Here is a 25,420-nt window from a genome sequence, read left to right on the forward strand (position 1 = left end):
GACCCCCTGATCGCTCAGATAGCGATCCCAAAGCACGCGGGGCGACAAGCCCTGAATCACCCCGCGCAGGAAAGCGAAGTGCCCGCGGTGTAGGCGGGGACGCGTAATGCGGGGCAGTGGGGCATCGGTAGACGGCATCGCGCAGGCTTCGCCGGTCAGTGGCCGGACGAAGCGCTTTTCTCACTTTAGTCATCGGACTGGCCCACTGCGCGGGCAAATCGCCGGACGGCAAGGGCTTGGGGCGGCATCCGGCCATCGCTGGGCCGCGCAAGCGGTGCGCCCCGCCACCGTCACGTCACACCAAAGACGCACGGATCGCTACTACCTCGCATCCGTCGTCACTTTTTCGCTGCTAAATAAGCCGGGTTATCTTGCACAACGATTCGCAATTTCTGCACACGCGATCCAGGTCTGCGTCAGCCCCTAACGGAAAGCTGTCCGGTAACTGAATGTATAGTGTCGTGCGATGGCTGAATGTGGAGATCGTCCGACTCGCCCTCACGCGCGGCCGTCACCACCTCTCGGGCGGTAGATTGAAGTGACAAAGTCCGGCTCAAGCGAGCAAAAACTTCCCGCTCGGAAAGAAGACCGCTGCTCGGAGATCGTGGACGCTCCCTTGGCTAGTCCCCCGTCCGGTTGGCAGCGCTCTGGCGACCTTGCCCAGTCGCCTCTGAGGTCTCTTCGGCCAAACATTCCGACTCGCCCACTGAAATCCGCTTTACCATCACAGATGGGAACGGAACGGGCTGTGTTGGCCGTCTGCTATGTCACTGCAACAGAAAATGCGGCACTTATCGTCCTGGCTGCCGGCCGGGCTTCCTCACTTCGAAGCTGAGGTCGGCACCTACCTGCATCTTCAGGATGTCCCGTACGAGTTGGAGAACATCCTTGCTCGCTGGCTGCTGCGCCATCCCGAGCTTACAGACAGAGCGCTTCCAACCTGCGTTCTGATCGAGGGTGGCAAGGGCCTAGCCATCCGCCAAGAAGGATGGGAAAGCTTTGTCTGCTGGCTCGTGGAAACACTTCGAACCAAGCTTGACGACATGGAGCAAGCCCAGCCGACCCAATGAACCAACCAAGCAAGGAATTGACCTATGTTGCGGGTACGCATAGAACTGGTGCCGGATGGCGATGAGGAGGCAGTTAAGCTGCTTGCTGCCGTCGATATCAGCAATGACGAAAGCGGTACCGAAGCTACCGGGCACTACAGCGCCGTCCTGAAAGAAGCTTGGCAAGGTGCAGGGGACCAGCAGACAATCTGCACCACGGAAGCCAAAATTCACGATGTGGATCGCGAGATCATCAGGCCTGTCCAGCTGGATAGCATCGCACTACAAGTTCTTGCTCCGATAAAGCGAACAACCGCCACATCGCTATTTTCGTGGGGAGAAATCGTCAAAGGGCCAGAGTAGATCCTGTTGAAAAATTGCGCGAATCACCCTGCCCGTCGCCGCGGGTTATGCAATGTCCCGTGGGTTTTAAAAGGTCGTAGCGCCCACTAAATTCACGAGACCGCAACGCCTGGCGGCTCAGGCGGAACGACGTTTTGACGGCGAAAGCCTCACTCTCGCATGCGTTCCGGATGTCGTTACTTGTGATCGAAGTCTTGTGGCCGACGCGATCGGGGAGTGGTTCGATAGTTTCGAGGGCAGCATTCCGACATGGCGGATGGTGTCGCAAGATCGATAAAAAGGCCCGCACCTGAGCTACGACACTCTCGACCGAGACTGCCTGATTGCCATCAGCGGCGGCAACCGGCTGCAGTCCCGTCAATCATCTCCCCGCGGCATATGTGGGCCGTGCCAGCCTGCATCAATGAGAGCACTAACTAATCGAAGCCCTTACGCAGCCCCAAACGGAATTGTCCTACCCTTCGTCGAAGAAGGTCGTTGTGTTCTCCGACGCGCGTGGGCAAGCGTACGCGGCCCGAACGGTTTGCTATTGAGACGAAATTCAAGCGAGGACAGCGCCCTATGGGCACTCGGATACCGAAGGGACACTGTCGAATCGCTGTGTCATCCAGTCCAGTGCAACCGGCAAGCCGAGAAGCAGCCCAGTGGCGTGTTCGGTCGCGCCGATGGTCCTAAACGCCACGTTGCCACCGCGCGCACACCAGGCGGCAAACAGCTTCTGGTTCTGCCCAAAGGGAATGATCTCGTCGAGGGTTCCCGCATACACCAACGCCGGTACGGCAGGCACGCCATTGCCGCTCTGGTTCTGCGCCATGCGCGCCAGCCAGTCGGCGCGGTTCAGGATGGCCGGACCCTGGACGAGGACCGAATCAGACAGGAACGGATAGCTGGCAGTCACGTCAAGCAGGCATTTTGTGCCGCGAAAGTCGGCAATCACCGACTGCCCATAGGGTGTGAGGATCGATGAGAGGCCAAGTTCAGGGTAGGCGGCGTTCAGGCCCATCAGCGCAACCGGCCCTACCCCGCCGAACGGGCCACCATTAACGTTCGCATACACATCAGCGATGCTGAATGGCCCAGCTCCTGCGGCAACGCCCCGCACATTGAGGCCGGGGGCATATGCGGGCTGCAGTTCGGCCGCGAAAGCCGCTGCATGGCCCCCCTGAGAATAGCCCATGATGCCGACGGGGGCGTTCGCCGACAGGCCCGCGCCGCTCAACTGCTGCGCCGCCAGTGCCGCGTCGAGGACGGCTTGCCCTTCGGCCTTGCCGATCCCCCAGGTGTGATCGCCCGGTGTACCAAGACCCTGATAGTCTGTCATCGCGATCGCCCAACCGCGGGCTAGGGTTGCCGGCGTTGCGCCGGCAACCGTCGCTTCATATTCCGAGCCCAGCGCGTACTGGTGCGAGGGCGCGCAGTTGTCGGCTTGACCCTGCGTTCCTGGAGCCCACGCAATAACCGGCCGGGGGCCGAGGAGCCACGGCGTAAAGGGCACCAGCACGGTGCCAGTGATGGCAATCGGCAAGCCATTGACGTCGGTGGACTTGTACATGATCTGCCAGCCGTAAGCCAGCAATCCAACCGGAATGAATGGACGGGAGCGGATCAGCGTGCCATGGGGCCCGCTCGGCAACGGCTGGGGCGGCGTGTAGAAGGCATCGTTCCTCGGGTCGTCGAGCGGGCTGGCTAGCGCTGGCGCGCCAGCCAGAACACACAGCGCCATGGCAATCGCCAGGACTGCGCGTGCCGCGCCCCTGGCAAGGGCCATGCCGGGGGCGCGAGACGTTACGCGGGTCCGCAACGGACTTGCAGTACGACGAGTCATGCGTCTTCTCCTGTCAGGTTTGCTGGCGCAGGCGCGCGAAGGCGCCTTGCCTCATGGAATCGGCTGACTGATGGCGTGCGCCGCAACGCCTACAGCCATCAGGCAACCACATGCATGCCCGGCTGTGAGGCCTGGCGGGTACTGCCGCAGCGCAAAGTCCAGCCGACAAATGGGTCGCCCGCGTGGCAACTCATCACCCAGCGCGCCCCGCAGGTGCTGCAACGGTGCTCGCACCGCAACACCGCCAGGTGCGAGGAGTAGTGCCGGCGGGACGCGGCGGAAAGAGCATAGAGGCGCGCATGGCCGGTTCCGCGCCTGGGGTCGTCCGACAGTCGGGCGCAGTCCGCGCACAGCGCCTGCGGATTCAGTGAAGCACCGTCCACCAGGCCAGCCTGAACTGGCAGGCACTGGCCGTCACCGGCGCGCAGGCGGCGGTAGAAGTCCCAGCGCCGCATGACCGCCCAGTAGAGGACGCGCAGCAGTTGGCCCTCCGACTGCATTGCCGTGGCGAAGCATCGATCAACGTGCTGCTCCAGCAGGATCCCGAGCTCGGCTGCCGAGGCAAAGCAGACAAGTTGCTGCTGCCCGATGCTGTTGGTCATCCAGTCATCGAAGACCTCTGCCAATGCGGCGCGATAGGCCTCGCTGCCCAGACGCCCGGCACGGGCGGCGAGCGCATTCGCACGCCGGCTGGCGCGGCGAATCTCATGCCGCAAGGAGGTGAGCCTCGCCAGCACGGCGCCGCGGGTGCTCTCGCTGTTGTCGTTGCCACTCACATTCCATCTCCTGCCGGCCGGCGCCATAGCGCGTGCGGCCTGACGGTGATTCCAGCGGAGGCCAGCCAGATCGCGGACAGCGCCCTTCAAGCCGGCTTTTCGCTCCCCGCTGCCGCACGGCCCGCCGCTTCGAGTGGCACCTTGACGCTCTCCAGGGCACCACCGCCGTCGCACGGCACAAGCGCGCCCGAGATGTACCCCGCATAGGGCGATGCCAGGAACAGTGCAAGATTGGCGATATCGTCCACGGTGCCAAAGCGCTGCATCGGCACGCTGGATTGCGCAGCGGCGCGCTCCGCCTCGGTGGGCGCCATCAACCGCCGGAAGCCCTCCGTACCCTCGATCGGCCCTGGCGAGATCGAGTTGATGCGGATGCCATCACCGCCCCATTCGAGCGCAAGCACGCGCGTCAGTTGGTCGACCCCCGCCTTGGCGGCACTGGCGTGCGCCTGGTAGCGCATCGGAACGAAGGACTGCGGCGCTGTGATATTGATCACCGCCGCGCCTGGCTTGCGCAGGTGGCCATAGGCCTGGCGCAGCACGTGAAAGGTGCCGACCAGGTCGATGTCGACCACCACGCGAAAGCCGTTCGACGACATGTCCTTCGCCTCGCACAGAAAATTGCCCGCAGCACCGGAAATCAGCACATCGACAGGGCCGAAGCGCTCGACCGCTTCGGCGAACGCCCGGCCTACCGCATCGAAATCGCGCACATCGGCGCAGACCCCAAGGACCGGCCCGCCCAGCTGTGCGAGCTGCAGGTGCGCGGCATCGACGTTCTCCTGCTTGCGGCTGGCCACAGTCACCGTGGCGCCTTGCCTGGCGAACGCCTGGGCGATGCCGAAGTTGATGCCGGTCGTGCCGCCGAACACGAAAACGTGGCGGCCGGTGAAATCGAGATTGACTTGCATTGACTTGCCTCGTGAAGAACGCTACCAGGGCCGGAGCCGCCTGGCGTCCAGTGTCAGTCGAACCGGGGCGCCCGTCTTTCGATAAAGGCAGCGACGCCTTCAGCGGCGTGAGCACCGGCGGCGGACTCGACCATCAGCCTCTGCTCCAGATCGAGGTGCGCGCGCAGTGTTCTCTCGTGCGCGCCGTCTACCAGTTGCTTGATCCGCCCCAGCGCTGCGGTCGCCCCGTGCGCCAGTGTTTCAGCCAGCGCATCCGTGTGTGCGACGAGTTCGGGATCCGGGACCACTTCGCTCACAATCCCCATCTCCAGGCACTGCCTGGCGGAAAGCGCCCGATTGGTAAAGAAGATTTGCTTGGCACGCATGGCTCCGACGCGGCGCGTCAGGAACCAGGACGAACCGGCATCCGGTGTGAGCCCGATGGCGGAGTAGCCGCCGCGCAGCTTCATCGACTCGGCCGCCAGCACGATATCCGCGCAAAGTGCCAAGCCAATGCCGCCGCCGCCGACCGGCCCGTTGACGGCGCTGATCACCGGAACCGGCAAGGTTGCGAGCTTGTACAGAGCCGCATGCAGCGGACCAAGCAGTTCATCGAGCATGGACGGCAGGCTCGCGCCGGCACGGAGGAAGGCGTCGATGTTCCCACCGGCGCAGAACTGCCGCCCCACAGCGCGCAACACGACCGTGCGTACCGCCGTGTCGGCTGCCACCTCGTCGATGCACCCGATCAGCGCGCGCGCCGCCTCGGTGTCGATGGCGTTGCCCCGCTCGGGCCGGTTCAGCGTAATGGTGGCGACGGCACCTTGCCGCGTCAGAAGGACGGGTTGGTCCATGGTCAGGCTCCCGGAGATGATAGCTAGTGGTCGAGATGAGCACGATCCGCGGGTCAGCCCTGGCGCTGCAGGATCGCGACGGATACCGCAGTGCCCAACCCGCCGTTGTGCTGCAGCGCCGTGCGGGCGCCCTCGACCTGCCGCTTGCCGGCGCTGCCACGCAATTGAGTGGTGAGCTCGGTGATCTGCGCCAGCCCGGTCGCGCCCAGCGGGTGCCCCTTGGACAACAAGCCACCTGACGGACACACCACCACCTGGCCGCCGTAGGTGTTGCGTCCCTCGACCACGAAGCGCTCAAGGTCTTGCTCTTCGCAGAAGCCCAGGCACGCGTAGGTGAGCAACTCGTTGCTGACGAAGCAGTCGTGCACCTCCGCCACGTCAATGTCCTGCGGCGCCACGCCGGCCATGGCGTACGCGCGCTCAGCCGTGCGCCGCGCCGCGCCGCGGCTCAGCGCATCGGGCACGTTGGGCGGATCCAGGTCGGCGGAAATATCGCTGCCTATCTCGTGCGCGAGGATCGCCACGTCCGTACGCAGCCCGTGGCGTCGCGCAAACGGCTCGCTGCACACAATCACGGCGGCCGCGCCACAGCTCGGCGGGCAGGCGTAGAGCTTGCGCAGGCGCCCCCAGACCGTGGGGGCGGCCAGCACCTCTTCGACGGTGAGCGGATCGCGGAAGATCGCGTAGGGATTGTGCCTGGCATGCGCGCGCGCCTTCACCGCAATGCGCGCGAACACCTCGTCCGGGATATGCAGTTCGCGCGCCGTCCATTCGAGCTGCGAGCCGAACATCATCAGCGCCGGCGGCAACGCGCGTTCCGCATCACCAAATCCCATCGCCGCCGCCACGCTCTCGCGGTGGCGCTCCAGCGGATCGGCATGGCCTGGAAACACACGGTCCAGCGCGCCGGGCTGCATTTGCTCAAAGCCGACCGCAAGCGCGCATTCCGCTGCGCCTGCCAGCACGGCCTGCCGCGCAAGGTACAGCGCGGAAGAGCCCGAAGCACAGTTGTTGTTGACGTTGGTGATCGGGATGCCGGTCATGCCTACCCGGTAGAGCGCGCGCTCCCCCGAACATGAGTCCCCATAGACGAAGCTCGCGAAAGCCTGGTCCACAAGACTGTATTCGATGCCGGCATCGGCCAGCGCCGTGCGCACCGCCTTTTCGGCCATCACGTCATAGGGGTCGCTCTGACCGGGGCGCCGAAACGGCACCATCCCGACGCCAGCGATCAGTACATTGCTGCTCATGGATCTCCTCGTCCTGTCATCAGATGCTGTGGTTCTGCGCGGTCCAGTACGGCGTGCGCAGGTCCTTCTTCAGCACCTTGCCGTTGGGGCTGCGCGGCAGGGTGGCGACGAAATCCACCGACTTCGGTGCCTTCACGCTGCCCAGCCTTTCCTTGCACAGCGCAATCAACTCCTCGCCGCTTACATCCATGCCCGGGTTCAGTTCGACCACGGCCTTGACGGCCTCGCCCCAGGTGGCGTCCGGCACGCCGATCACCGCACAGTCCCGCACCGCCGGGTGGGCCCAGATCACCTGCTCGACTTCGCTCGGATACACATTGAAGCCACCCGTGATGACCATGTCCTTCTTGCGGTCCGTGATGCGCAGGTAGCCGTCGCCATCGATGTGCCCGATGTCCCCGGTGTGCAGCCAGCCGTCGATGATCGCCTCAGCCGTCTTTTCCGGCGCCTTGTAGTAGCCCTTCATCACCAGGTCGCCGCGCACGCAGATCTCGCCGGTCTCGCCGGTGGCAAGCGGCTCGTTGCGTGCGTTCATGATCGCCACGCGCACCAGCGGGCCGGGGCGGCCGCATGAAAGCAGCCGCGCTTCGTCGGCAATCTCGCCGCCGGAGAAGTTTTCCTCGGGCCGCTTGATCGCGATCGATCCTGGCGCCTCGGTCTGGCCGTAGGCTTCCATCATGACCGGCCCGAACACCGCCATCGCACGGCGCAGCTTTTCGGCCGACATCGGTGCCGCGCCGCAGATGAAGTACTTCAGCGAGGAGTAGTCGTGCTCCCCGATGCCCGGCATGTCGAGCAGCCGATAGATCACGGTCGGCGGCAGGAAGAACTCGCTGACCCGGTGCTTCTCGATTGCCTCGACCAGCGCGGCGGGATCCGGCTTGGTCAGTACCACCACCGTGCCGCCACGCGCGGTACACGGCAGCGACAGCACACCCGCCGTGTGCGTCATGGGCGCGGCGGCCAGGTTCACGATCTTCTCGTCGGCGCGGTAGCTGCAGGCGATCATGAACTGCGCGCAGAAGGCCTGGAAGCTGCGATGGGTGTTCATCACCCCCTTGGGCAGCCCTGTCGTGCCGCCGGTTGGCATGACCGCGATCGTGTCATCCGGCTCGTACAAAACCTCCGGCCTGTTCGCCGGTTGGGCCGCAGTCCAGTCCGGCAGTCCGCTCGCGCCTGGCGCGGCTTCTTCGATGCAGACATAGAGCCTGACCTTGGGCAGCTTCGGGCGCATTGCCTCTACCACGGGCGCGAACGCCTTCTGGAAGAACAGGACTTCGCAATCAAAGCCGTCCAGCAATTGCTGGTTCTCTTCCGTCGAGCCGCGTGGATTGACCGGCATCCACGCCATGCCGGCTCGCCATAGGCCCAGCGTGCAGGTCCACGCGGTGGGATGGTTGGCTCCCAGCACCGCGCCGATCTTCCCGCGTCCCATACCCGCGGCGAGCAGCGCATTCGCGATGCGGCATGAAAGTGTCCCTACCTCTTCGAAGGTGAACACCTGTTCATCCATCACGTAGGCAGCGGCGTTGGGATCGATCTGCCAGCCACGGTCGAAGAAATCGATGATTGCCATATCCTTTGTCTCCTGAGGCCTGGCTTGCGCGCAAGTGTGCTGCCGGATCTCGATCAGGCGCTGTCGCCGACCGGTTTGAAATAGCGGATGTCCCAGATGTTGCCCACGCGCTCGTCCGCCAGCACGGCGCGCACGCGCATGCCGGGCTTCACGGCCGCGGGGTCGATTTCACCGAGGTAGTGCACCAGGGCCGTATCGGCACCATCGAGGCGGATGAGCCCCAGGACATATGGGCGGGCCACGGGTTGCAGCATCCCGGGCTCGCGCACGATGGTGCAGGTCACCAGCGTGCCGGTGTCGCTGACGTCGGCCCAATCGCGCAGCTCGGCAAAGCACTCGGGGCAGGACAGCCTTGGCGGGACGTAGGTGCGCGAGCAGGCGGCGCAACAGGTCGCGGTGATCCTGCCGTGGTCGCGCAGCGTGGCGAAGAAGCGGCCGTTGATCTCGCCCACGTCGAAATTGATGTCGGCATACAGCACCGGCTGGCGCAAGATCGCGGGCTCCGCGTCTTCCAGGTATGCGGGATACATGGCCTTAGTCTCCTTGTGTTGTGTCAGGGTCTCGCACCGGTTCCCAGTAGAGGATGTCGGTCATCAACCCCTTGCGCTCGGCTTCGGGCCGGAAAACGGCGCGTACGCGCATGCCGTTGTGCACCTTGCTCAGGTCGGTTTCGCCGATGTAGTGCCACAGGAAGCCCGCATTGCGGCCCGGCGAATCGACCATCAGGACGCCGACGGGATAGGCGCTTGACTGTACCGAGAGATCGTTGGGGTCGATGAATGGCATGTTGAACGACATGAAGCCCGCCACCGTGGCCTCTGGCCCCATCTCCACCCATTGCGGATCCTCGAAGTTCTCGCCATGGCAGACGCTGCAAACGGCCTGCGGCGGCAGCATGCTGAAGCCGCAATGGCGGCAGACCATGCCAAGGAGGCGGCCGTGGTCGCGCATTTCGCGGGAAAACCTGCCGTTGAACAGGCCCAGCGGGTACTCCATGAAGAAGGGCGTGCGCAGGCGCGTCGGCGGCACGGGAAGGGTTTCGGGTTGCTCGGTGCTCATTGCCTTTCCTCCTTACTTGTCCTTGGACAGCAGCATCAGCGGCGTCCAGCCGGTGCCGCCGAAGCCGGTGGCCAGGCCAAGCCTGACATCGCGCGGGACCTGGTGTTCGCCGGCATCGCCGCGGATCTGCAGGGCCAGTTCGCCATAACGCAGCAGGGTCGAGGGAACGCCCGGGTTGGTACACGTGACCCCGCCCGATGGATTGATGGGCAGTTCGCCATCGATATCGGTGGCGCCGGTGCCCATCAGCTTCCAGGCCTGGTTCGGCTCGCAAAGGCCCATGGTTTCCATCCACACCAGTTCTGCCCAGGTGCAGGGTTCGTACATCTCGATCACATCGAGCTGTTTGGCAGGATGCGTGATGCCGTTGCGCTTGTAGAGCACTTCGCACGCCTTGGCCAGGCTCGGCAGCACGCAACGCTCCTTGGGAGCGATGAAGTCCTGCAGCGCGGCCCAGTGCTGCGCGGAGTGGATGGTGACCATGTCCTTCACCCATACCGATTTGTTGGTGAGCTTGTGCGCTACGTCCTCGCTGGCGAAGATCATCGCCGCCGAGCCTTCGGTGATCGGGCACATATGGAGCTGGCGCATCGGCGCAGTCAGCATGGGCGAGTTGAGCACGTCGTCCACGGTCAGGTGCTCGCGCAGATGCGCATAGGGGTTTTTCAGCGCGTTGTTGGCGGCCTTGACCCGGGCGATGGCAACCGCTTCCTCGGTGCAGCCGGACAGCTTCACATAGGAGCTCGCCATCAGGGAGAAGGTCCCCACGGCGCCCACGCTGCACCATTTCTCGGTGAGCGCGTGCAGGCCGGAATTGATCGCCGCCTGCAGGAACGGCCCGCGCGGCAGCGTGCCGGGCGGCGGGCCGACGAACTTCGCCGTTGCCGACACCAGCGCAACGTCACAGGCACCGGCGGCGATATGGTGTACGGCCGACAACGCCGCCGACCCACCCACGGTGCCGCCGGTCTCGATCTTGACCACGGGCTTGCGGCGATGCCCGACCCAGTCGGCCAGCTCCATTTCCGATTCAGCGGTCCCCGACACGTAGTCGATGTCGGCCAGCACGACCTCGTCGACCTGCTTCATTGTGATCTGCGCATCTTCCAGTGCCCGCCGCACGGCCTGGTTGGCCAGCTCCGCCTTGCTCAGCGGGCTACGCGCCATCATCTCTGTCTGGCCAAAGCCGATGATTGCCACTCTGCGATTCATTCAGTTTCTCCGTTGCCGCGACGTCTTGCGTCGTCCCGCGTCACCTGCCGGACCTCAGGGCGTGGTGCCCAGGACCATGACCTGCTGCAATTGCCCGCAAGGCCCCGAAGCCAGGTGCGCAAGCCCCGTGCGGGCACCGTCCACTTGGCGTACACCCGCCTCGCCGCGCAGTTGCAACACGATCTCGGCAATGCGGCCCATGCCGATGGTGGTATGGGAACAGCCGGACAGCGCCCCCCCAGACAGGTTGACGGGCTGATGCCCGCCGCGGCTGCTCGTGCCGGACTCCAGCCAGCGGCCGCCCTGGCCGGCGTCACACAGGCCTAGTCCCTCGTAGGTCATCAGCTCCTGGTAGGAGAACTCGTCGGTCACTTCGAGCAGATCGATCTCCTTGCGCGGATCGCTGATGCCGGCCATGTGGTAAGCCTTCTTCGCCGCGATCGTCAGCACCTCGGATTCCGCGAGGTCGCGATCCCCCAGGTAGTAGCCGTCGCAGCAATTGGCCTGTCCCTTGATCCAGACGGGCTTGCTGGTCAGTTGCCGGGCCCGCTGCTCGCTGGCCAGCAGCATCACGATGGCGCTGTCGCCGAACGCACGCGTCTGCAGCGCCGTGATCGGATCCGACAGGGCTTTCGAGCCGAGGACGTCGGCAACGCTGTAGTCGCCCGCCCGCAGCGCCAGCGGGTTGTCCTTCGCGTGGCGCAGGTTCTTCACGGACACCCCGGCACATTGCTCGGAGGTGACACCGTACTTCTCCATGTAGCGGTTTGCCTGTAGTGCGGCAGCCTGCACGTTGTCGAGGCCGAGCGGCCGGCAGAAGAAGGGATCGAAGACCTTGTTCTCGATGGCATTGCCCCCGCTGCGGCTGGTGGAGTCGTGGCATACGGCGACCACGAGCACCGTTTCGAACTCGCCGGAGGCAATCTGCCAGGCTGCCTCAAGGACGCCGACGGCGCCGTCCTGGTCGATCTTTTCATCGGGACGCAGGTTCGCGCCGGCAACGTCCACCACCAGCGAGGCCGAGAATGGCCGCGCGATGCGCGAGTGTTCGTGGCAGATCAGGCTTGCGTCGATCCCGCCCTTCTCATAGGCCGGCAGGAACCTTAGGCCGGTTTCCTGCAGCACAGGACGGATTGCCTGGTAGGCCAGTTCCTCGGGCGAACACGCCCGCTTCTCGTTGTAGTTGACTTGTGCCATCGAGACGATGGCGACACGGTTTGACAGGCTCATCTTGTTGCCCTCGAGCGGTTGACTAGTTCACCTTGCGCTGCTGACCGGCCCAGTATTTGTCGCGCACTTTCCGGCGCAGCACCTTGCCGATCACCGTCATTGGGAGCTGGTCAACGATGGTCACCGTCTTCGGCGCCTTGTACCCGATGCGCTCCTTGCAGAAGGCGACGATCTCGGCCGGATCGGGCGTATGGCCTTCCTTGAGCACCACCTCGGCGTGCACGGATTCGCCCCACTCGGCATGCGGCACGCCCACTGCCGCCGACATCAGCACGGCGGGGTGCGCATTGAGCGCGGCCTCGACCTCGATGGCGTAGATGTTGAAGCCGCCGCTGATGATCATGTCCTTCTTGCGATCGACGATGTATACATAGCGGTCTTCGTCGATGTAGCCGAGGTCACCGGACTTCCAGAAGCCGTCCTGGAATTCGGCTGCAGTCGCTTCCGGATTCTTGTAGTAGCCCTTGATCACGCCTGGTCCGCGGATCCAGAGTTCGCCGGTCTCGCCGACCGGCAGTTCGTGGCCTTGTTCGTCCATCACCACGATCTCGGTTTCCGGCAGTGCGATGCCGGTAGAGCTCAGGCGCCGGTTGCTCTGGCCGGGCGCGCACAGGTGCTCCGCCTTGCTCAGCACCGCCACGGGTGCCAGCGCTTCGCTGCTGCCATAGGCCTGGAGGAAGATGTTGCCGAACTTCTCCTGCAGCAGCGCGAGCTTGGCCGGACTCATCGGCGCCGCCGCATAGAGGATCGTGCGCAGGCTGGACAGGTCAAATTGCTCGTGCAGGTCAAATTCCAGGAAGCGGTAAAGGATGGTCGGCACGAGGTGGCTGGACGTGATCCGCTCGTTCTGGATGTTGGCGCAGAACTGCCTGAGATCCGAAGCGTTCATCGTCACATGGCAGCCACCCTTGAAAGCAAGCGTCGTGGCGTAGGCCGCGGACCCGTGGCTCAGCGGCGTAATGCTCAGGTGACGGGCGCCGTAGCCGAACATGTCGTCCGGCATCGAATAGAAGTAGCGGTGCAGGGCCAGCCAGTTGTTCAGCGTGTACATGCAGCACTTGCCGCGGCCGGTGGTGCCGCCGGTGAAGCGCAGGAGCATCGGTTCGTCGGCGTCCAGCTCGATATGCGGCTCGGCGTCCGACACGCCCTCCAGCAGGTCCCAGAAACAGGACACGCCATCGCGGGGCGCCGCGAGCGGATCCATGCACACGATCCGGATGCCGCGCTGGCGCAGCGTGTCGTAGTACTTGTCCAGCAGCGCGGTTTCGAGGAATACCACCTTGGGCTCGACCCAGTCGATCTGCCAGAGGTGTTCGTCGAAGGTGTCCCGAAAATTGCACCATGCCGCCTTCACGTCCGCCTTGGCCAGCGTGCAGAAGGTCAGCAGGCTCATATTGTCGTTGTCGAGGATAGTCAGGTAGACGTCGCCTGACGCAAGCCTGAGCCGCTCCTTGATCATGCGGGCGATCCGGTTGGTGAGCCGGTGCAGTTCCAGGTGCGTATAGCGGCGGTTGCGCTCAACGTTGACCAGGGCTTCGCGCTGCGCGAAACGCGAGGCGGCATCGAGCGACCACCTCGAGAAGTCGATCTTCATCTTTGTCTCCTTTATGTTTTTGGCTTGCCTGGGGCAGCCGGGGCGGTCAGATGCCGCGGAATGCAGGCGGGCGCTTCTCGCTGTAGGCGGCGAGACCCTCGCGGAAGTCATGGGAACGGGTGTGCTGCTGGCACATCAGCAGTTCGTCGCGCAGGGCGGCATCCATCGACAGGTCGACCGAGCGGTTGGCCACTTCCTTCATGCGGCGCAGCACGAGACTGCTCCTGGCCGCCATCCGCTCTGCCAGTGCCGCCACCGCCGGCAGCAGTTCCTCGTCCGGCAGCACCTCGTTGAGCAGCCCCCAGGCCTGCATTTGCACGGCGTCGGCAAGGTCGCCCGTAAACAGCAGTTGCTTGGCCCGGCTGAGGCCGACGCGGCGCGGCAGCACCGCTGCGCCGCCACCGCCAGGAAACACGCCGAAGTTGGCATGGCCGTCGCCGATCCTGGCGCTCGCCGCGCCGATCAGGATGTCGCAGCACATCGCCAGTTCCAGCCCGCCTGCGATGGTCAGCCCGTTGATGGCAGCGATGACTGGCTTGGGCATGTTGCGCAGCAGCGAAAGCGTGGCCAGCGTGCGATCGGCGAAATTCGGCTCGCCCGGGGCGGCGTCGAGGCCGACAAGCAGCGCCTTGAGATCGGCGCCGGCGCAGAACGCGCGGCCCGATCCGGTCAACACCAGTACGGCTTGGCCCGCATCGGCCCGTACTGCGGTGAGTGCGTCATGAAGCTCTTCGAGCATGCGCTGGTTCACCGCATTCAGCTCGGCTGGCCGGTTCAACGTGATCCACGCGACTGGCCCCCGCTGTTCATGGATAATGGTTTCGTAGTGCATTGCGCTGTCTCCTGCGGGGTGGCAGTGCCGTGGCCGCCCAGCTTCAGTCGAGTCCGGATCTGGCTGTCCCTTCGCTTCTGGTTCAATGATGGGTTGCCGGCCGCGTGGGCGCACCACACTTATCGGGTGTCATCGGGTGTGACAGGGCCAGAGCTGTGCGCCGAAGATCTGCCTCCAGGCGGCCGCTTCGACCTTCCGCGGCACTTCCGATAAGATGCCCTTCGCATGTCAGCAGGAGACCCTGGCTTGGCCCCCGATCGCCTTCTTATCCCCACCAAGTTCGCGCCGCCGCGCATCAGCCCGCAGTCCACGCCACGGTCCAAGCTGCTGGCGCGGCTGCTGGATTCGCGCGACAGCCGGCTGACGCTGGTGTGCGGCAGTGCGGGCTTTGGCAAGACGACCTTGCTGGCCCAGTGGCGCCAGCAGTTGCTCAAGGACGGGGAACTGGTCTGCTGGCTGTCCCTGTCACCGGACGAGCGGCACTTGCCGCAGTTTCGCGCCTATCTGACCGGCGCACTACAGCAGGCAGGACTGCACGTCGATGACGGGACTGCCCTGGCCTCTGAGGTGCGTGCCGATCTGCCGGTTGCAGGACTGGTCGCGACCATCGTTGATGCGGTGTGCCAGCGACGCCAGGAAGTGTTCCTCTTCATCGACGACTATCATCACGTCGACGACAGCGATACCCATGCGCTGATCCAGGGTCTGGTGGATCACGGGCCCGAGACCCTGCATCTGATCCTGGCCTCACGGACCCATCCACCGCTTGCCGTAAGCCGCCAGCGTCTGACCGGGGAGCTGTCGGAGATCACCTTCCCCGACCTGCCGTTCGATTTCGCGGAAACGCAGGACTTCCTGGCCAAGCACCTCGGCGACGTCTTGCCGGACGATGCGCGCCTGATCCACGACATCACCGACGGGTGGCCGGTTTGCCTTCAGATGATCTGCATCCGGCTCAAGCGCAGCCCGGCCAACCGGGAGGTGCTCTCTCAGATGCTGCATCGCCGCACGGATCTGCAGCGCTATCTTTCCGAAGACGTGGTGCGCCATCTGGCGCCAGACGTCACCGACTTCATCGAGAAGCTCTCCGTCTTGCGCCGCTTCAATGCCGATCTGGCGCAACACGTCACAGACAATGCAAAGGCCCGCGCGCTGCTCGACCAGATCGAGCGTGAAAACCTCTTCCTGCTGCCGGCCGAGTTCGACAGCCCCCAGCCGTGGTACCGACTTCATCCGCTTTTCGCCAGCTTCCTCCAGGACCGGCTGCAACAGCGCGATCCTGCGATCATGCGCGAGATCCATGCGCGGGCCAGCCAGTGGTTCGAGCAACGCGGCCTCCTGATTGAAGCGCTACGTCACGCCTATCACGCGCACGACACCGAGGCCGCGGTGCACCTGGTCGAGCGGGCTGACCTGCCAATCCGCAGCATGAGCTTCTTCAGCACGCTGCAACACTGGATGGACGAACTTCCGGCCGATATGCTGCTGGGCCATCCCCGGCTGCTGCTCCTCGGTTGCTGGGCGTTGGTGGCCGCAGGCCGCTGGCGCGACGCCCAGGGCTGGCTTGAGCGGCTGGAGAAGACACCCGGCACGCTGGCGCCCGAGCATGCCTTGCACGCGCTCTACCTGAGGGCCAGCATCGCGCTGCAACGCGATGACACCGAAGCCGCATTGGCCCTCGTGGCGCCGTCAGACTTCGAAACCCTGACCGATCGCTTCCTGCGCCAGGCGCACCTGGCTGTGCTTAGTTTTTCCTATTGCGCGGCCGGGCGGTACGAGGACGCCCGCTCGCTCCACGAGCACATCGCGCGGTTGCCTCGCTCGGAGCTTCAGGATGACATGGCCCTGGTGGCCGAATCGACCCTGCTGCTCAGCCACCTGCTCGAGGGCAACAATCGCGAGGCCATCCGGATCGGCAGCGCCCTGGTGGCGCGCGCCGAGGCAGCGCACGGCCGGCGTTCGGTGTCGGCCGTCAACAGCGCGGCATTCCTCGCCAACGCATATTACGAAGCCGACCTGCTGGCCGAGGCGAACGACGTGCTGGCCAACCGGCTCGATTTGCTGCGTCTCTCCTCGCCCGAGCCGATGACGCTTGCGATCATCGTCCGCAGCCGCCTGATGGCGACGCAGGCATCGGCAGCGCAGGCACTGCACGCGCTGAGCGAGGAGGAAGTCCGCTGCCGCGAGCTGGCATTGGATCGGCCTTTGGCCTATGTGCTGGCAGGACAAGCGCGGTTGGAACTCCAGTTAAACCATCAGGATGCCGCCCGGAAGCCGCAGACCGAACTTGACCGATTGGCCAGCCGCTATCGCGATGGAACCGGTTTCCTCGCCGAGATCGCGGCGATCGCGGCCCTGACCGGAGCCCGGATAGCGCTGTCCGGCATGGACTGGAACGAAGCGCTGGCGCGCGCAGAAACGCTGCGCAGCTACGGTATGGCATACGGGCGGCAAAAATGCGTGGTGCAGGCCGATTTGCTAGCAGGCACTGCTCTTGCTGAAATGGACGAGGCCACCGAAGCCATGCGCCTTCTGCGGACTGCTGTCGAAACAGCCCAGAGGCTAGGGCTCGTTCGCACGTTGCTCGATGAAGGTGAGCGCGTCCGGCAGGCCTTGCAGCAACTGCAGCCCACCCTTGGCCCCGGCTCCGGCGGTGACTATCTGGTCGAGGTCCTGCGCCGCGGCGTCGCGGCGCATACGCCGGTTCAGCAGGCCGGTGAGCCCGACGCGCAGGCGAACGGCCCCGAGCTCAAGCCGCGCGAAATTGAAATTCTGCGCCTGGCCGCGCAGTCCATGTCGAACAAGCGGATCGCACTGACCCTCAACCTCACGTTGGACACAGTGAAGTGGAACATGAAGAACGTGTTCCAGAAGCTGGGGGTTCCGAGCCGCTACGATGCCGTAACCGTCGCGCGCAGGCGCGGCCTGATCGACTGACGGCGCGATCACTCCGCCGCCCGCCGAACACCCAGTTAGATGGCGGAGCAGACTGAAGTTTGATGCCGTCACGGCCGGCGAGCGGTCGCTTGCCGGCCATTCCCGGTCATTCCCGTCTAGCCCGCGAATGGCAGTTGCTGCTCCGACATTCGACACCGGTCATATTGGCCGTAATACCGGTGAGGTCGAGATCCAGTTTACTGAGATCCACCTCCCGGCAATACCGGAGTTCCGCAGACATATTCGCTCCATGTGTCGGAGTTATGCTGCGACCGCCTTGAACATGTCCTCGACCACCTTCTTGGCGTCGCCAAACACCATCATGGTCTTGTCCATATAGAACAGTTCGTTGTCCAGCCCGGCGTAGCCGGCGGCCATCGAGCGCTTGTTGACGATGATGGTCTTGGCCTTGTACGCCTCCAGGATCGGCATGCCCGCGATCGGCGACTTGGGATCGGTCTTGGCCGCGGGGTTGACCACGTCGTTGGCACCCAGCACCAGCACCACGTCGGCCTGGCCGAACTCGCTGTTGATGTCTTCCATCTCGAAGACCTGGTCGTAGGGCACCTCGGCCTCGGCCAGTAGCACGTTCATGTGGCCCGGCATGCGGCCCGCCACCGGGTGGATCGCGTACTTCACGGTCACGCCCTTCTCGGACAGTTTCTCGGTCAGCTCCTTCAGCGCGTGCTGGGCGCGTGCCACCGCCAGGCCGTAGCCGGGCACGATGATCACGGTCTCGGCGTTGCCCATCAGGAAGGCTGCGTCGTCCGCCGAGCCCGACTTGACGTTGCGCTGCGCTTGCGCGCCGGCACTTGCGCCAGCCGACGCATCGCCGCCGAAGCCGCCCAGGATCACGTTGAAGAACGAGCGGTTCATCGCCTTGCACATGATGTACGACAGGATCGCACCGCTGGAGCCCACCAGCGAGCCGGCGATGATCAGCATCGGGTTGTTCAGCGAGAAGCCGATGCCGGCGGCCGCCCAGCCCGAGTACGAGTTCAGCATCGACACCACCACCGGCATGTCGGCGCCGCCGATCGGGATGATGATCAGCACGCCCAGCACGAAGGCGATCGCCAGCATCACCAGGAACGGCAGCCATTCCTGCGTCATGAAGAAGGCGATGCCGAAGCCGACCATGGCCACCGCCAGCGCCAGGTTCAGCATGTGCTGGCCGGCGAACACCACCGGCGCGCCTTGGAACAGGCGGAACTTGTAGCGCCCGGCCAGCTTGCCGAAGGCGATTACCGAGCCCGAGAACGTGATCGCGCCGACGAAGCAGCCGATAAAGAGCTCGATGCGGTTGCCCAGCGGGATCAGGTGCGAGCCGGCCGGGCTGATGCCGAACGCCGCCGGCTCGGCCACCGCCGCCACCGCGATGAACACCGCCGCCAGGCCGATCAGCGAGTGCATCGCCGCGACCAGTTCCGGCATCTTGGTCATCTGCACCTTCTTGGCCACATAGGCGCCGATGCCGCCGCCCACCACCAGCGCGGCGAAGATCAGCGCGATGCCGGTGCCCACCGACGACTGGGCCGTGCCCGCGGCGAGGAAGTCGTTCTTCAGCTTGACGATCAGCACCAGCGTGGTGACCACGGCAATGGCCATGCCGATCATGCCGAACGCATTGCCCTTGCGCGCCGAGGCCGGGTGCGACAGCCCCTTGAGCGCCTGAATAAAGCAGACCGAGGCCACCAGGTAGAGCAGGGTGACGAGGTTCATGCTGACGAGGCCCGCCATCACGCGCCCTCCTTGGCCAGTGCCGGCTTGGCCTCGGGCGCCTTGGCCTTCGGTTCCTTCTTCTTGAACATCTCCAGCATGCGCTGGGTCACCAGGAAGCCGCCGAACACATTGACCGCGGCCAATGCCACCGCCAGCGTGCCCATGATGCGGCCCGTGGCGCCTTCGGTCAGACCCGCGGCCAGCATCGCGCCGACGATGATGATGGCCGAGATCGCGTTGGTTACCGCCATCAGGGGCGTATGCAGGGCCGGCGTGACCGTCCAGACCACGTGGTAGCCCACGTAGATCGCCAGCACGAAGATGATCAGGTTGATCACCGTGTGGTTCACCATCTCCATCGACTTCTCCTTAACCGGCTAGCGCCGCTTCGGCTTGCCCTGTCATCAGGCAGGCCGCGACGATGTCGTCGTCTTTGTTGATCACCAGCCTGCCTTCCTTGTCCAGAATCAGCTTGAGGAAGTCCAGCACATTGCGGGCATAGAGCGCCGAGGCGTCGGCCGCGACCATGCTGGCCAGGTTGGTATGTCCGATCAGGATCACGCCGTTGTGGTTGACCACCTGGTCGGCTACCGTCAGCGGGCAGTTGCCGCCCTGCGCGGCGGCCAGGTCCACCACCACCGAGCCCGGCTTCATCTGCGCGACGGTGGCTTCCTGCAGCAGCACCGGTGCCTTGCGGCCCGGGATCAGCGCGGTGGTGATGACGATGTCGGCCTGGAGCGCGCGCTGGTGCACCAGCTCGGCTTGCCGCTTCATCCAGTCCGGCGGCATCGGGCGCGCGTAGCCGCCCACGCCCTGCGCGATCTCGCGCTCTTCGTCGGTCAGGAACGGCACGTCCACGAACTTGGCGCCGAGCGATTCGATCTGTTCCTTGACCGCGGGACGCACGTCCGAGGCTTCGATCACCGCGCCCAGGCGCTTGGCGGTGGCGATGGCCTGCAGGCCGGCCACACCCGCGCCGAGGATCAGCACGCGCGCGGCCTTGACGGTGCCGGCGGCGGTCATCAGCATCGGCATGAAGCGCTGGTAGTGGTGTGCGGCCACCAGCACGGCCTTGTAGCCGGCGATATTGGCCTGCGACGAGAGCACGTCCATGCTCTGCGCGCGCGTGGTGCGCGGCGCGGCTTCGAGCGCGAAGGCGGTGATGCTGGCGGCCGACATGCGCGCGTTGTTCTCGGCATCGAAGGGATTGAGCATGCCCACCAGCACCGCGCCGGGCTTCATCTGCGCCAGCTCGGCGGCATCGGGCGCGCGCACCTTCAGCACCAGTTGCGCGCCGAGCGCGTCGGCGGCGCTGCCGATGGTGGCGCCGACCGCCCCATACGCGCCGTCGGGCTGGCTGGCGTTCAGGCCGGCACCGGCCTGCACGACCACCTTGTGGCCCTGGGCGACGTATTTCTTGACGGTCTCCGGGGTGGCGGCGACGCGAGTCTCGCCGCGAAGCGTTTCCAGTGGAATACCAATTTGCATATCAATAGATTCCCTTGTCAGGCCAGAGTCAGCCCCCCGTCGACAAGCAGCGTCTCACCAACCATATACGAAGCCAAGGGAGAGGCCAGGAAAACGGCAACCCCTGCGATTTCGTGCGGCAAGCCCATGCGGCCAAGGGGCACGCGCGAAAGCGTTGCATCGAGCCGCGCCGGCGAAGCCGTGGTCACCTTGGTGAGCTTGGTATCCACCAGCCCCGGGGCAATGCCGTTGACGCGGATACCGTCGGCCGCCCACGCTTCACCCAGCGTGCGGGTCAGGCCCACCACGCCGGACTTGGAAGCGGCGTAGGCCGGGTTTCCCCGCACGGACCGGAAGCCCGCGATCGAGCTCAGCGTAACCAGGGAACCCTGGCTCTCGCGGAGCATCGGCCGGAACTTGACCGCGCAGGCCATCACGCTGGATAGATTTAGCCGCAGGACATGGTCGAAAGCTTCCATCTCGAACTCGGCCCGCTTGTACAGGATAGTGCCCTGTGACAGCACCAGCGCATCCAGACGCCCGAAGGCGGGTTGCACGGAGCGGATTGCGGCCTGGTCGGAGACGTCCACCTGCGCATAGTGCAAGCCGGAGAGATCCGAGCCTTCGTCGGCGCTGTAGTCGGACGCGCGGGCACGCGTGCCCCAGGCGTGCACCTCTGCGCCGAGTTGCCGGAACGCCTGGGCAATGCCGTTGCCGATGCCACTGGAGCCGCCAACCACCAGCACCGTCTTGCCGGTGAAGTCTAGGAAGCCGGCAAAGCCGGGCTGCGCGATAGGGGTCGGTGTTGAATTCGCCATGATGCTGTGATGTTGGAAAAAATGCCGTTCAGCGCGCATGCATTTGCAGGTGCTTCCAGGCCATCGCCGCGACCGGCCCGGCCAGTTTCCCGGTTTCGAGCGCCTGCGCGGACGACGCCGTGCCATCCGCTGCCCGTTTCATGATCCCTTGCAGGATGCCGGCGGTGCGGAACATGCTGAAGGCGAGGTAGAAGTGCCAGTCTTCCCCAGTCTCGCGTCCGGTACGTTGCTCATAGGCACGGCGATAGGCGGCCTCGTCCGGGATACCCGGGCTCGCGGCGTGGACGCCTGCCATGCCCCGGAGCGGGCCCGGTTCGATATGCCAGCTCATGCAGTGATAGCTGAAGTCCGCCATCGGGTGCCCCAGCGTCGAGAGTTCCCAGTCAAGCAACGCAAGCACTCGAGGCTCAGTCGGATGGAAGATGAGGTTGTCGAGCCGGTAGTCGCCATGAACGATGCAAACCTGTTCCTCCGCCTCGTGCGGTATGTGCTGGGCCAGGCATGACATGAGTGCATCCATCGCCGGAATGGATTCGGTCTGGGAAGACTTGTACTGCCTGCTCCACCGCTCGATCTGGCGGGAAAAATAGTTGCCAGGCTTGCCATAGTCGCCAAGGCCAACAGTCTTGTAGTCGATGCTGTGCAGCGCCGCGATGACCCGGTTCATCTCGTCGTAGATGGCCGCGCGCTCGTGCTCGCCCATGCCGGGCAGGGAAGGGTTCCACAGAACCCGCCCTTCGACGTGCTCCATGATGTAGAAGGCCCGGCCGATCACGGTCTCGTCCTCGCACATGGCATACGTCCTCGCCACCGGCACGTCGGTGCCGGCGAGCGCTGCCATCACGCGGAACTCGCGCTCGATGGCGTGCGCCGACGGCAGCAACCTTGCCCGCGGGCCGGGCTTGGCACGCATGACGTAAGCCTGACGCGGCGTGACCAGCTTGAAGGTTGGATTGGACTGGCCGCCGTTGAACTGCTCGATGGTCAGCGGGCCGACGAAGCCCTCCACGTGCTGCGTCATCCATGCCTGCAGTGCAGAGGGATCGAACCCGATGGCTACCGTTACCGGGCGCGTGCCGGCGAACGCGGAAAAGTCCTTACTCATATGAACGCCTTGTTCACCGGGCCGCCAGCATCGCGGACAGCGATGCCTCGCGCTTTTCCGCGCGCTCCAGCGCACCATAGGCGTAATACATCACGACGCACATGAGCGACCACGTAAGGCACGCGAGGATATAGAAAATGGCCTGCTCGTCGTCACCGGGAATCTTGTGGAAGTCATAGATGCTGGCGATGGCCTGCGACGTCAGCAAGACCACGACTACGGCGAATGCATGCAGGCCCTCCCCGGCGCTCAGCAATCTCCAGGCAAAGTAGACCAGATACACCGAGAATGCGGACCACATCGCGACGTAGAAGTACGGCCGGAGCTGCACCATGAAGTCGGCCGAGACCAGGACGGCCGTTCCCGCGATGGCGGCGCCAAAGAACAGGACATCCCCGACGATGGACGGCTTGTACCGATGCGTGACGGCCAACAGGCCGGCGGTCGCGATGACCGGAATGCCGAAGGCTCTCGAGAATGCATCCAGGAAGTATGAAATGCGATAGGAGAACTGCACACCCCCCAGGAAATAGAGCAGGAAGTTCGATGCCGAGAACGTCACGACCAGCCACTCGAACCCGAGAAGATAGTTGCGCTTGCCCAGAAACTTCAGGCCAAAGATCAGGGACGTCGCCACCAGTGTGGCCATCGAAAGGCAGAGAATGTAGAAGCTGAGTTCCATCACGACTCCAGGTATACGTTTTCCAGGGGGAAGTTCATCACTTCTTCTGCGGAGCAAGGCTCGCAAGGTAGATCGCCATCGCCTTGCGGTCCTGCGGGGACGCTGCTGTGGCAATGCGCGTCATCATTCCGGTCGGATCGCTGCGAGCGCCATTGGCAAACGCGTCGAACTGCGCAAGCAGGTAGTCATAGCCTTGACCGGCAAGGCGCGGGAATTGCTCACGTCCCATCAGTTGCCCACCGTGGCAAGCGGCGCAATTGCCCTGTGCCACCAGTTGCCTGCCCTTCTCCCGCAAGACCGCATCCGGCATGAAGCTCCGGTTGTCGCCGGGGGGTTGCCGGGCAAAGTGATCGGCCAGGTGGTTGATCTCGGTCTCGCTCATGGTCATGGCCAGCGGCCCCATGGTCGGGTTGGGCCGCTCGCCGCTAGCGAACTTGCGGAGCTGGGCCGCCAGGTACGGCGCCGGCTGGCCGGCCAGGCTCGGGTAGCCCTGATGCATCGAGTTGCCCTTGACGCCGTGGCACCCGATGCAGGCATCAGTCACGTGAGGCCAGGGCCCGCTATTGGTCTCGTAGGCCGCCGCGGACGCGGAGATATAGCGGTCAAGCCGATAGAGGCCGAGCAGGTCTGGCCCGAAGTAAGCCAGCAGTCCGGCAACGATGGCGCCGGCGGCGCCCAGCAATATCCGTTTCTTCATCTCTGCCTCCTATGCGCGACGCAGAGCGTTGAGCGCCTCAAGCGCAGCCTGGTGGCCCGATCGCACGGCGCCGTCCATGTAGCCGGCCCATATCTCGGCCGTCTCGGTGCCGGACCAGATGAGCTTGCCGCACGGCGGGCGCAAGGCCGCGCCGTGTGTGCTCCAGAAACCCGGCGGGATCGCGGAGACGCAGGTGATCGTCCATGGATCAGCGCGGCCCCAGTCGTGATCGTGGTATGACACCGGGGACAGCGCTTCGCGGCCAAAGGCGCGGGCGTAGAGCGCCGTCAGGAATTTCTGCGCGGCCTTGTGATCCGACGGGACCTGCGCGTTCGAGACAAAGGCGTTGATGACGCCGATCTCGCCGCCGGGGGGCGAATTGTCGAAGGCCCACAGGATGGGCCCGTTCACTTGGAAGATATGTCCGTTCAAACCCTTGTCGCGCCAGAACGGACGGGCATAGACCATGGCCGTCTTCCGTGCCGGCGAGTGAGCGGGCCAGGCCCGTTGCAGCGCGGCACGCTTTCCCGGCAGTGGTGGATCGAACTGGATCTGCTGGCACAAGGGCGGACTCAGGGCCATGATCACCTGGCGGGCCTGCACCTCGCCCTGGTCCGTGTGCAGCGTGACGACGTCGCGGTCCCAGCCCGAGATCCGGCGGACCGGACTCGACAGGCGCACCTTGCTGCCCAATGCCTGCGCCATCCTGGTGCTCAGGATCTGCGAGCCACCGACGAATCGCGTTTCCTGCGCACTATGCTTGATGCTGTCGAGCTGCATGTAGTCGCAGGCGGCCGAATTGATCATCGAGAGGAAATGCAGCAGTCCCATCTTGGCCGGCATCACACCGCCGGAGAGCGTGATGCTCGCATTCCATCCGGTGCGGTCCTCCGCCTTGATGCTCTGCTTCGCCAGCCAGTCGCCGACCGAGAGCTTGTCCAGTTCGGCCGCCTTCGGTGATTGCCACGGCTTGCCGGAGGGCACTTCACGCGAAAGCCCGCTGAGCTTGCTCCCTATCGCCTCGTCGCTGCCAAACGTGCCCTTGAGGTCCATCTCCACGCGGCCGTCACCGCCGAGGATGACGGTGTTTCCCTTGTAGTAGCTCGGGAACGTGCCGACATCCAGTTCGCGCGCAAGATCGGCCACGGCGGTCTGGCCGGGGCCGATCCACTGGCCGCCGACCTCCGACACCTGCCCCGAACCCACGTCGTAGTTCAGGGTCCGCCCGCCAACCCGACCGCGCGCCTCGAGCACGACAAACGACTTGCAGCCGGCATGGCTCAGGTCCCGGGCCGCCGTTAGGCCTGCCAGGCCCGCGCCGACAATAACGACGTCGAGGACGTCATCCGGCTTGCCGGCATGCGCCAGCCCCGGCCCCAGGCCAATACTGCCTGCGGCAGTCGAAATGCCCGCGAGTTTAAGCAGTTGCCTGCGCTGCGTATTGATTGAATGCTTCACCATGGTGATTCAATGTTTTCTATG

At 64.8% G+C, this 25,420-nt stretch carries 23 protein-coding genes; 3 read left to right on the top strand and 20 right to left on the bottom strand.

The window, feature by feature from the left end:
- The first annotated feature begins 764 nt into the window (after positions 1-764).
- Complete coding sequence (locus AC3WON_RS00590) at positions 765-1,070, top strand: hypothetical protein (protein ID WP_492350851.1); 306 nt, start codon at positions 765-767, stop codon at positions 1,068-1,070.
- 24 nt (positions 1,071-1,094) lie between these two features.
- Positions 1,095-1,412 (top strand): hypothetical protein, encoded by a 318-nt coding sequence (locus AC3WON_RS00595; protein WP_492350852.1) that lies wholly within the window; start codon positions 1,095-1,097, stop codon positions 1,410-1,412.
- Between the two features lie 559 nt (positions 1,413-1,971).
- On the opposite strand, the gene AC3WON_RS00600 is transcribed toward AC3WON_RS00595, so the two are convergent.
- The 12 genes from AC3WON_RS00600 to AC3WON_RS00655 form a co-directional block, all read right to left on the bottom strand.
- Positions 1,972-3,237, bottom strand: a complete 1,266-nt coding sequence (locus AC3WON_RS00600) for a lipase family protein (RefSeq protein ID WP_492350853.1) — start codon at positions 3,235-3,237, stop codon at positions 1,972-1,974.
- A gap of 98 nt (positions 3,238-3,335) precedes the next feature.
- On the bottom strand, positions 3,336-4,013 hold the full coding sequence (locus AC3WON_RS00605; RefSeq protein WP_492350854.1) for a hypothetical protein: 678 nt from the start codon (positions 4,011-4,013) through the stop codon (positions 3,336-3,338).
- Between the two features lie 86 nt (positions 4,014-4,099).
- Positions 4,100-4,924 (bottom strand): SDR family oxidoreductase, encoded by an 825-nt coding sequence (locus tag AC3WON_RS00610; protein WP_116386253.1) that lies wholly within the window; start codon positions 4,922-4,924, stop codon positions 4,100-4,102.
- Positions 4,925-4,977: 53 nt separating this feature from the next.
- Positions 4,978-5,757: an enoyl-CoA hydratase/isomerase family protein gene (locus tag AC3WON_RS00615; protein ID WP_116386252.1), complete on the bottom strand. Its 780-nt coding sequence runs from the start codon at positions 5,755-5,757 to the stop codon at positions 4,978-4,980.
- Between the two features lie 53 nt (positions 5,758-5,810).
- A complete protein-coding gene (locus AC3WON_RS00620) occupies positions 5,811-7,007 on the bottom strand; it encodes a lipid-transfer protein (RefSeq protein WP_492350855.1) in 1,197 nt (398 codons plus the stop codon).
- A gap of 19 nt (positions 7,008-7,026) precedes the next feature.
- The gene (locus AC3WON_RS00625) at positions 7,027-8,583 is read right to left on the bottom strand and encodes a class I adenylate-forming enzyme family protein (RefSeq protein ID WP_492350856.1); all 1,557 of its coding nucleotides are present in this window, start codon (positions 8,581-8,583) and stop codon (positions 7,027-7,029) included.
- Positions 8,584-8,636: 53 nt separating this feature from the next.
- Positions 8,637-9,113: a Zn-ribbon domain-containing OB-fold protein gene (locus tag AC3WON_RS00630; protein ID WP_116386249.1), complete on the bottom strand. Its 477-nt coding sequence runs from the start codon at positions 9,111-9,113 to the stop codon at positions 8,637-8,639.
- A 4-nt stretch (positions 9,114-9,117) separates the two neighbouring features.
- Positions 9,118-9,642 carry a Zn-ribbon domain-containing OB-fold protein gene (locus AC3WON_RS00635; protein ID WP_116386248.1) on the bottom strand — a complete coding sequence of 175 codons (525 nt, stop codon included), beginning with the start codon at positions 9,640-9,642 and terminating at the stop codon, positions 9,118-9,120.
- Positions 9,643-9,654: 12 nt separating this feature from the next.
- Complete coding sequence (locus AC3WON_RS00640; protein WP_492350857.1) at positions 9,655-10,854, bottom strand: thiolase C-terminal domain-containing protein; 1,200 nt, start codon at positions 10,852-10,854, stop codon at positions 9,655-9,657.
- 54 nt (positions 10,855-10,908) lie between these two features.
- Complete coding sequence (locus AC3WON_RS00645) at positions 10,909-12,084, bottom strand: thiolase family protein (protein WP_116386246.1); 1,176 nt, start codon at positions 12,082-12,084, stop codon at positions 10,909-10,911.
- 22 nt (positions 12,085-12,106) lie between these two features.
- Positions 12,107-13,678 (bottom strand): class I adenylate-forming enzyme family protein, encoded by a 1,572-nt coding sequence (locus tag AC3WON_RS00650; RefSeq protein WP_492350858.1) that lies wholly within the window; start codon positions 13,676-13,678, stop codon positions 12,107-12,109.
- Positions 13,679-13,724: 46 nt separating this feature from the next.
- The gene (locus tag AC3WON_RS00655; RefSeq protein WP_116386244.1) at positions 13,725-14,510 is read right to left on the bottom strand and encodes an enoyl-CoA hydratase/isomerase family protein; all 786 of its coding nucleotides are present in this window, start codon (positions 14,508-14,510) and stop codon (positions 13,725-13,727) included.
- A 246-nt stretch (positions 14,511-14,756) separates the two neighbouring features.
- On the opposite strand from AC3WON_RS00655, the gene AC3WON_RS00660 reads away from it, so the two are divergent.
- Positions 14,757-17,447, top strand: coding sequence for a winged helix-turn-helix domain-containing protein (locus AC3WON_RS00660; RefSeq protein ID WP_492350859.1), 2,691 nt, complete (start codon positions 14,757-14,759; stop codon positions 17,445-17,447).
- A gap of 261 nt (positions 17,448-17,708) precedes the next feature.
- Here the strand turns inward: AC3WON_RS00660 and AC3WON_RS00665 are convergent, their stop codons facing one another.
- From AC3WON_RS00665 to AC3WON_RS00700, 8 genes are read right to left on the bottom strand one after another with little or no spacing between them, the layout of a single operon-like run.
- On the bottom strand, positions 17,709-19,187 hold the full coding sequence (locus AC3WON_RS00665; RefSeq protein ID WP_492350860.1) for an NAD(P)(+) transhydrogenase (Re/Si-specific) subunit beta: 1,479 nt from the start codon (positions 19,185-19,187) through the stop codon (positions 17,709-17,711).
- Positions 19,187-19,528 (bottom strand): NAD(P) transhydrogenase subunit alpha part 2, encoded by a 342-nt coding sequence (locus AC3WON_RS00670; protein WP_092306425.1) that lies wholly within the window; start codon positions 19,526-19,528, stop codon positions 19,187-19,189. Before AC3WON_RS00670 ends, AC3WON_RS00665 begins: the two co-directional genes overlap by 1 nt.
- A 10-nt stretch (positions 19,529-19,538) precedes the next feature.
- Positions 19,539-20,657: a Re/Si-specific NAD(P)(+) transhydrogenase subunit alpha gene (locus AC3WON_RS00675; RefSeq protein WP_492350861.1), complete on the bottom strand. Its 1,119-nt coding sequence runs from the start codon at positions 20,655-20,657 to the stop codon at positions 19,539-19,541.
- A 17-nt stretch (positions 20,658-20,674) separates the two neighbouring features.
- Complete coding sequence (locus AC3WON_RS00680) at positions 20,675-21,493, bottom strand: SDR family NAD(P)-dependent oxidoreductase (protein WP_258874708.1); 819 nt, start codon at positions 21,491-21,493, stop codon at positions 20,675-20,677.
- Positions 21,483-22,559, bottom strand: a complete 1,077-nt coding sequence (locus AC3WON_RS00685) for a phosphotransferase (protein ID WP_116385471.1) — start codon at positions 22,557-22,559, stop codon at positions 21,483-21,485. The genes AC3WON_RS00680 and AC3WON_RS00685 overlap by 11 nt, the downstream gene beginning before the upstream one ends.
- A 13-nt stretch (positions 22,560-22,572) precedes the next feature.
- Positions 22,573-23,241: a hypothetical protein gene (locus AC3WON_RS00690; RefSeq protein WP_492350862.1), complete on the bottom strand. Its 669-nt coding sequence runs from the start codon at positions 23,239-23,241 to the stop codon at positions 22,573-22,575.
- Between the two features lie 37 nt (positions 23,242-23,278).
- Positions 23,279-23,938, bottom strand: a complete 660-nt coding sequence (locus tag AC3WON_RS00695; protein ID WP_116385473.1) for a c-type cytochrome — start codon at positions 23,936-23,938, stop codon at positions 23,279-23,281.
- Between the two features lie 9 nt (positions 23,939-23,947).
- Positions 23,948-25,399 (bottom strand): flavin monoamine oxidase family protein, encoded by a 1,452-nt coding sequence (locus AC3WON_RS00700; RefSeq protein WP_492350863.1) that lies wholly within the window; start codon positions 25,397-25,399, stop codon positions 23,948-23,950.
- Positions 25,400-25,420: the final 21 nt, after the last annotated feature.

This window comes from Cupriavidus sp. FW305-46 (assembly GCF_058787075.1).

Coding starts and splice junctions, on each gene's coding strand:
- AC3WON_RS00595 (WP_492350852.1), top strand. CDS start 1,095: ATGTTGCGGGTACGCATAGAACTGGTGCCGGATGGCGATGAGGAGGCA.
- AC3WON_RS00610 (WP_116386253.1), bottom strand. CDS start 4,924: ATGCAAGTCAATCTCGATTTCACCGGCCGCCACGTTTTCGTGTTCGGC.
- AC3WON_RS00625 (WP_492350856.1), bottom strand. CDS start 8,583: ATGGCAATCATCGATTTCTTCGACCGTGGCTGGCAGATCGATCCCAAC.
- AC3WON_RS00615 (WP_116386252.1), bottom strand. CDS start 5,757: ATGGACCAACCCGTCCTTCTGACGCGGCAAGGTGCCGTCGCCACCATT.
- AC3WON_RS00630 (WP_116386249.1), bottom strand. CDS start 9,113: ATGTATCCCGCATACCTGGAAGACGCGGAGCCCGCGATCTTGCGCCAG.
- AC3WON_RS00645 (WP_116386246.1), bottom strand. CDS start 12,084: ATGAGCCTGTCAAACCGTGTCGCCATCGTCTCGATGGCACAAGTCAAC.
- AC3WON_RS00685 (WP_116385471.1), bottom strand. CDS start 22,559: ATGAGTAAGGACTTTTCCGCGTTCGCCGGCACGCGCCCGGTAACGGTA.
- AC3WON_RS00670 (WP_092306425.1), bottom strand. CDS start 19,528: ATGGAGATGGTGAACCACACGGTGATCAACCTGATCATCTTCGTGCTG.
- AC3WON_RS00635 (WP_116386248.1), bottom strand. CDS start 9,642: ATGAGCACCGAGCAACCCGAAACCCTTCCCGTGCCGCCGACGCGCCTG.
- AC3WON_RS00680 (WP_258874708.1), bottom strand. CDS start 21,493: ATGCGCGCTGAACGGCATTTTTTCCAACATCACAGCATCATGGCGAAT.
- AC3WON_RS00675 (WP_492350861.1), bottom strand. CDS start 20,657: ATGCAAATTGGTATTCCACTGGAAACGCTTCGCGGCGAGACTCGCGTC.
- AC3WON_RS00655 (WP_116386244.1), bottom strand. CDS start 14,510: ATGCACTACGAAACCATTATCCATGAACAGCGGGGGCCAGTCGCGTGG.
- AC3WON_RS00665 (WP_492350860.1), bottom strand. CDS start 19,187: ATGGCGGGCCTCGTCAGCATGAACCTCGTCACCCTGCTCTACCTGGTG.
- AC3WON_RS00600 (WP_492350853.1), bottom strand. CDS start 3,237: ATGACTCGTCGTACTGCAAGTCCGTTGCGGACCCGCGTAACGTCTCGC.
- AC3WON_RS00590 (WP_492350851.1), top strand. CDS start 765: ATGTCACTGCAACAGAAAATGCGGCACTTATCGTCCTGGCTGCCGGCC.
- AC3WON_RS00650 (WP_492350858.1), bottom strand. CDS start 13,678: ATGAAGATCGACTTCTCGAGGTGGTCGCTCGATGCCGCCTCGCGTTTC.
- AC3WON_RS00620 (WP_492350855.1), bottom strand. CDS start 7,007: ATGAGCAGCAATGTACTGATCGCTGGCGTCGGGATGGTGCCGTTTCGG.
- AC3WON_RS00700 (WP_492350863.1), bottom strand. CDS start 25,399: ATGGTGAAGCATTCAATCAATACGCAGCGCAGGCAACTGCTTAAACTC.
- AC3WON_RS00690 (WP_492350862.1), bottom strand. CDS start 23,241: ATGGAACTCAGCTTCTACATTCTCTGCCTTTCGATGGCCACACTGGTG.
- AC3WON_RS00640 (WP_492350857.1), bottom strand. CDS start 10,854: ATGAATCGCAGAGTGGCAATCATCGGCTTTGGCCAGACAGAGATGATG.
- AC3WON_RS00695 (WP_116385473.1), bottom strand. CDS start 23,938: ATGAAGAAACGGATATTGCTGGGCGCCGCCGGCGCCATCGTTGCCGGA.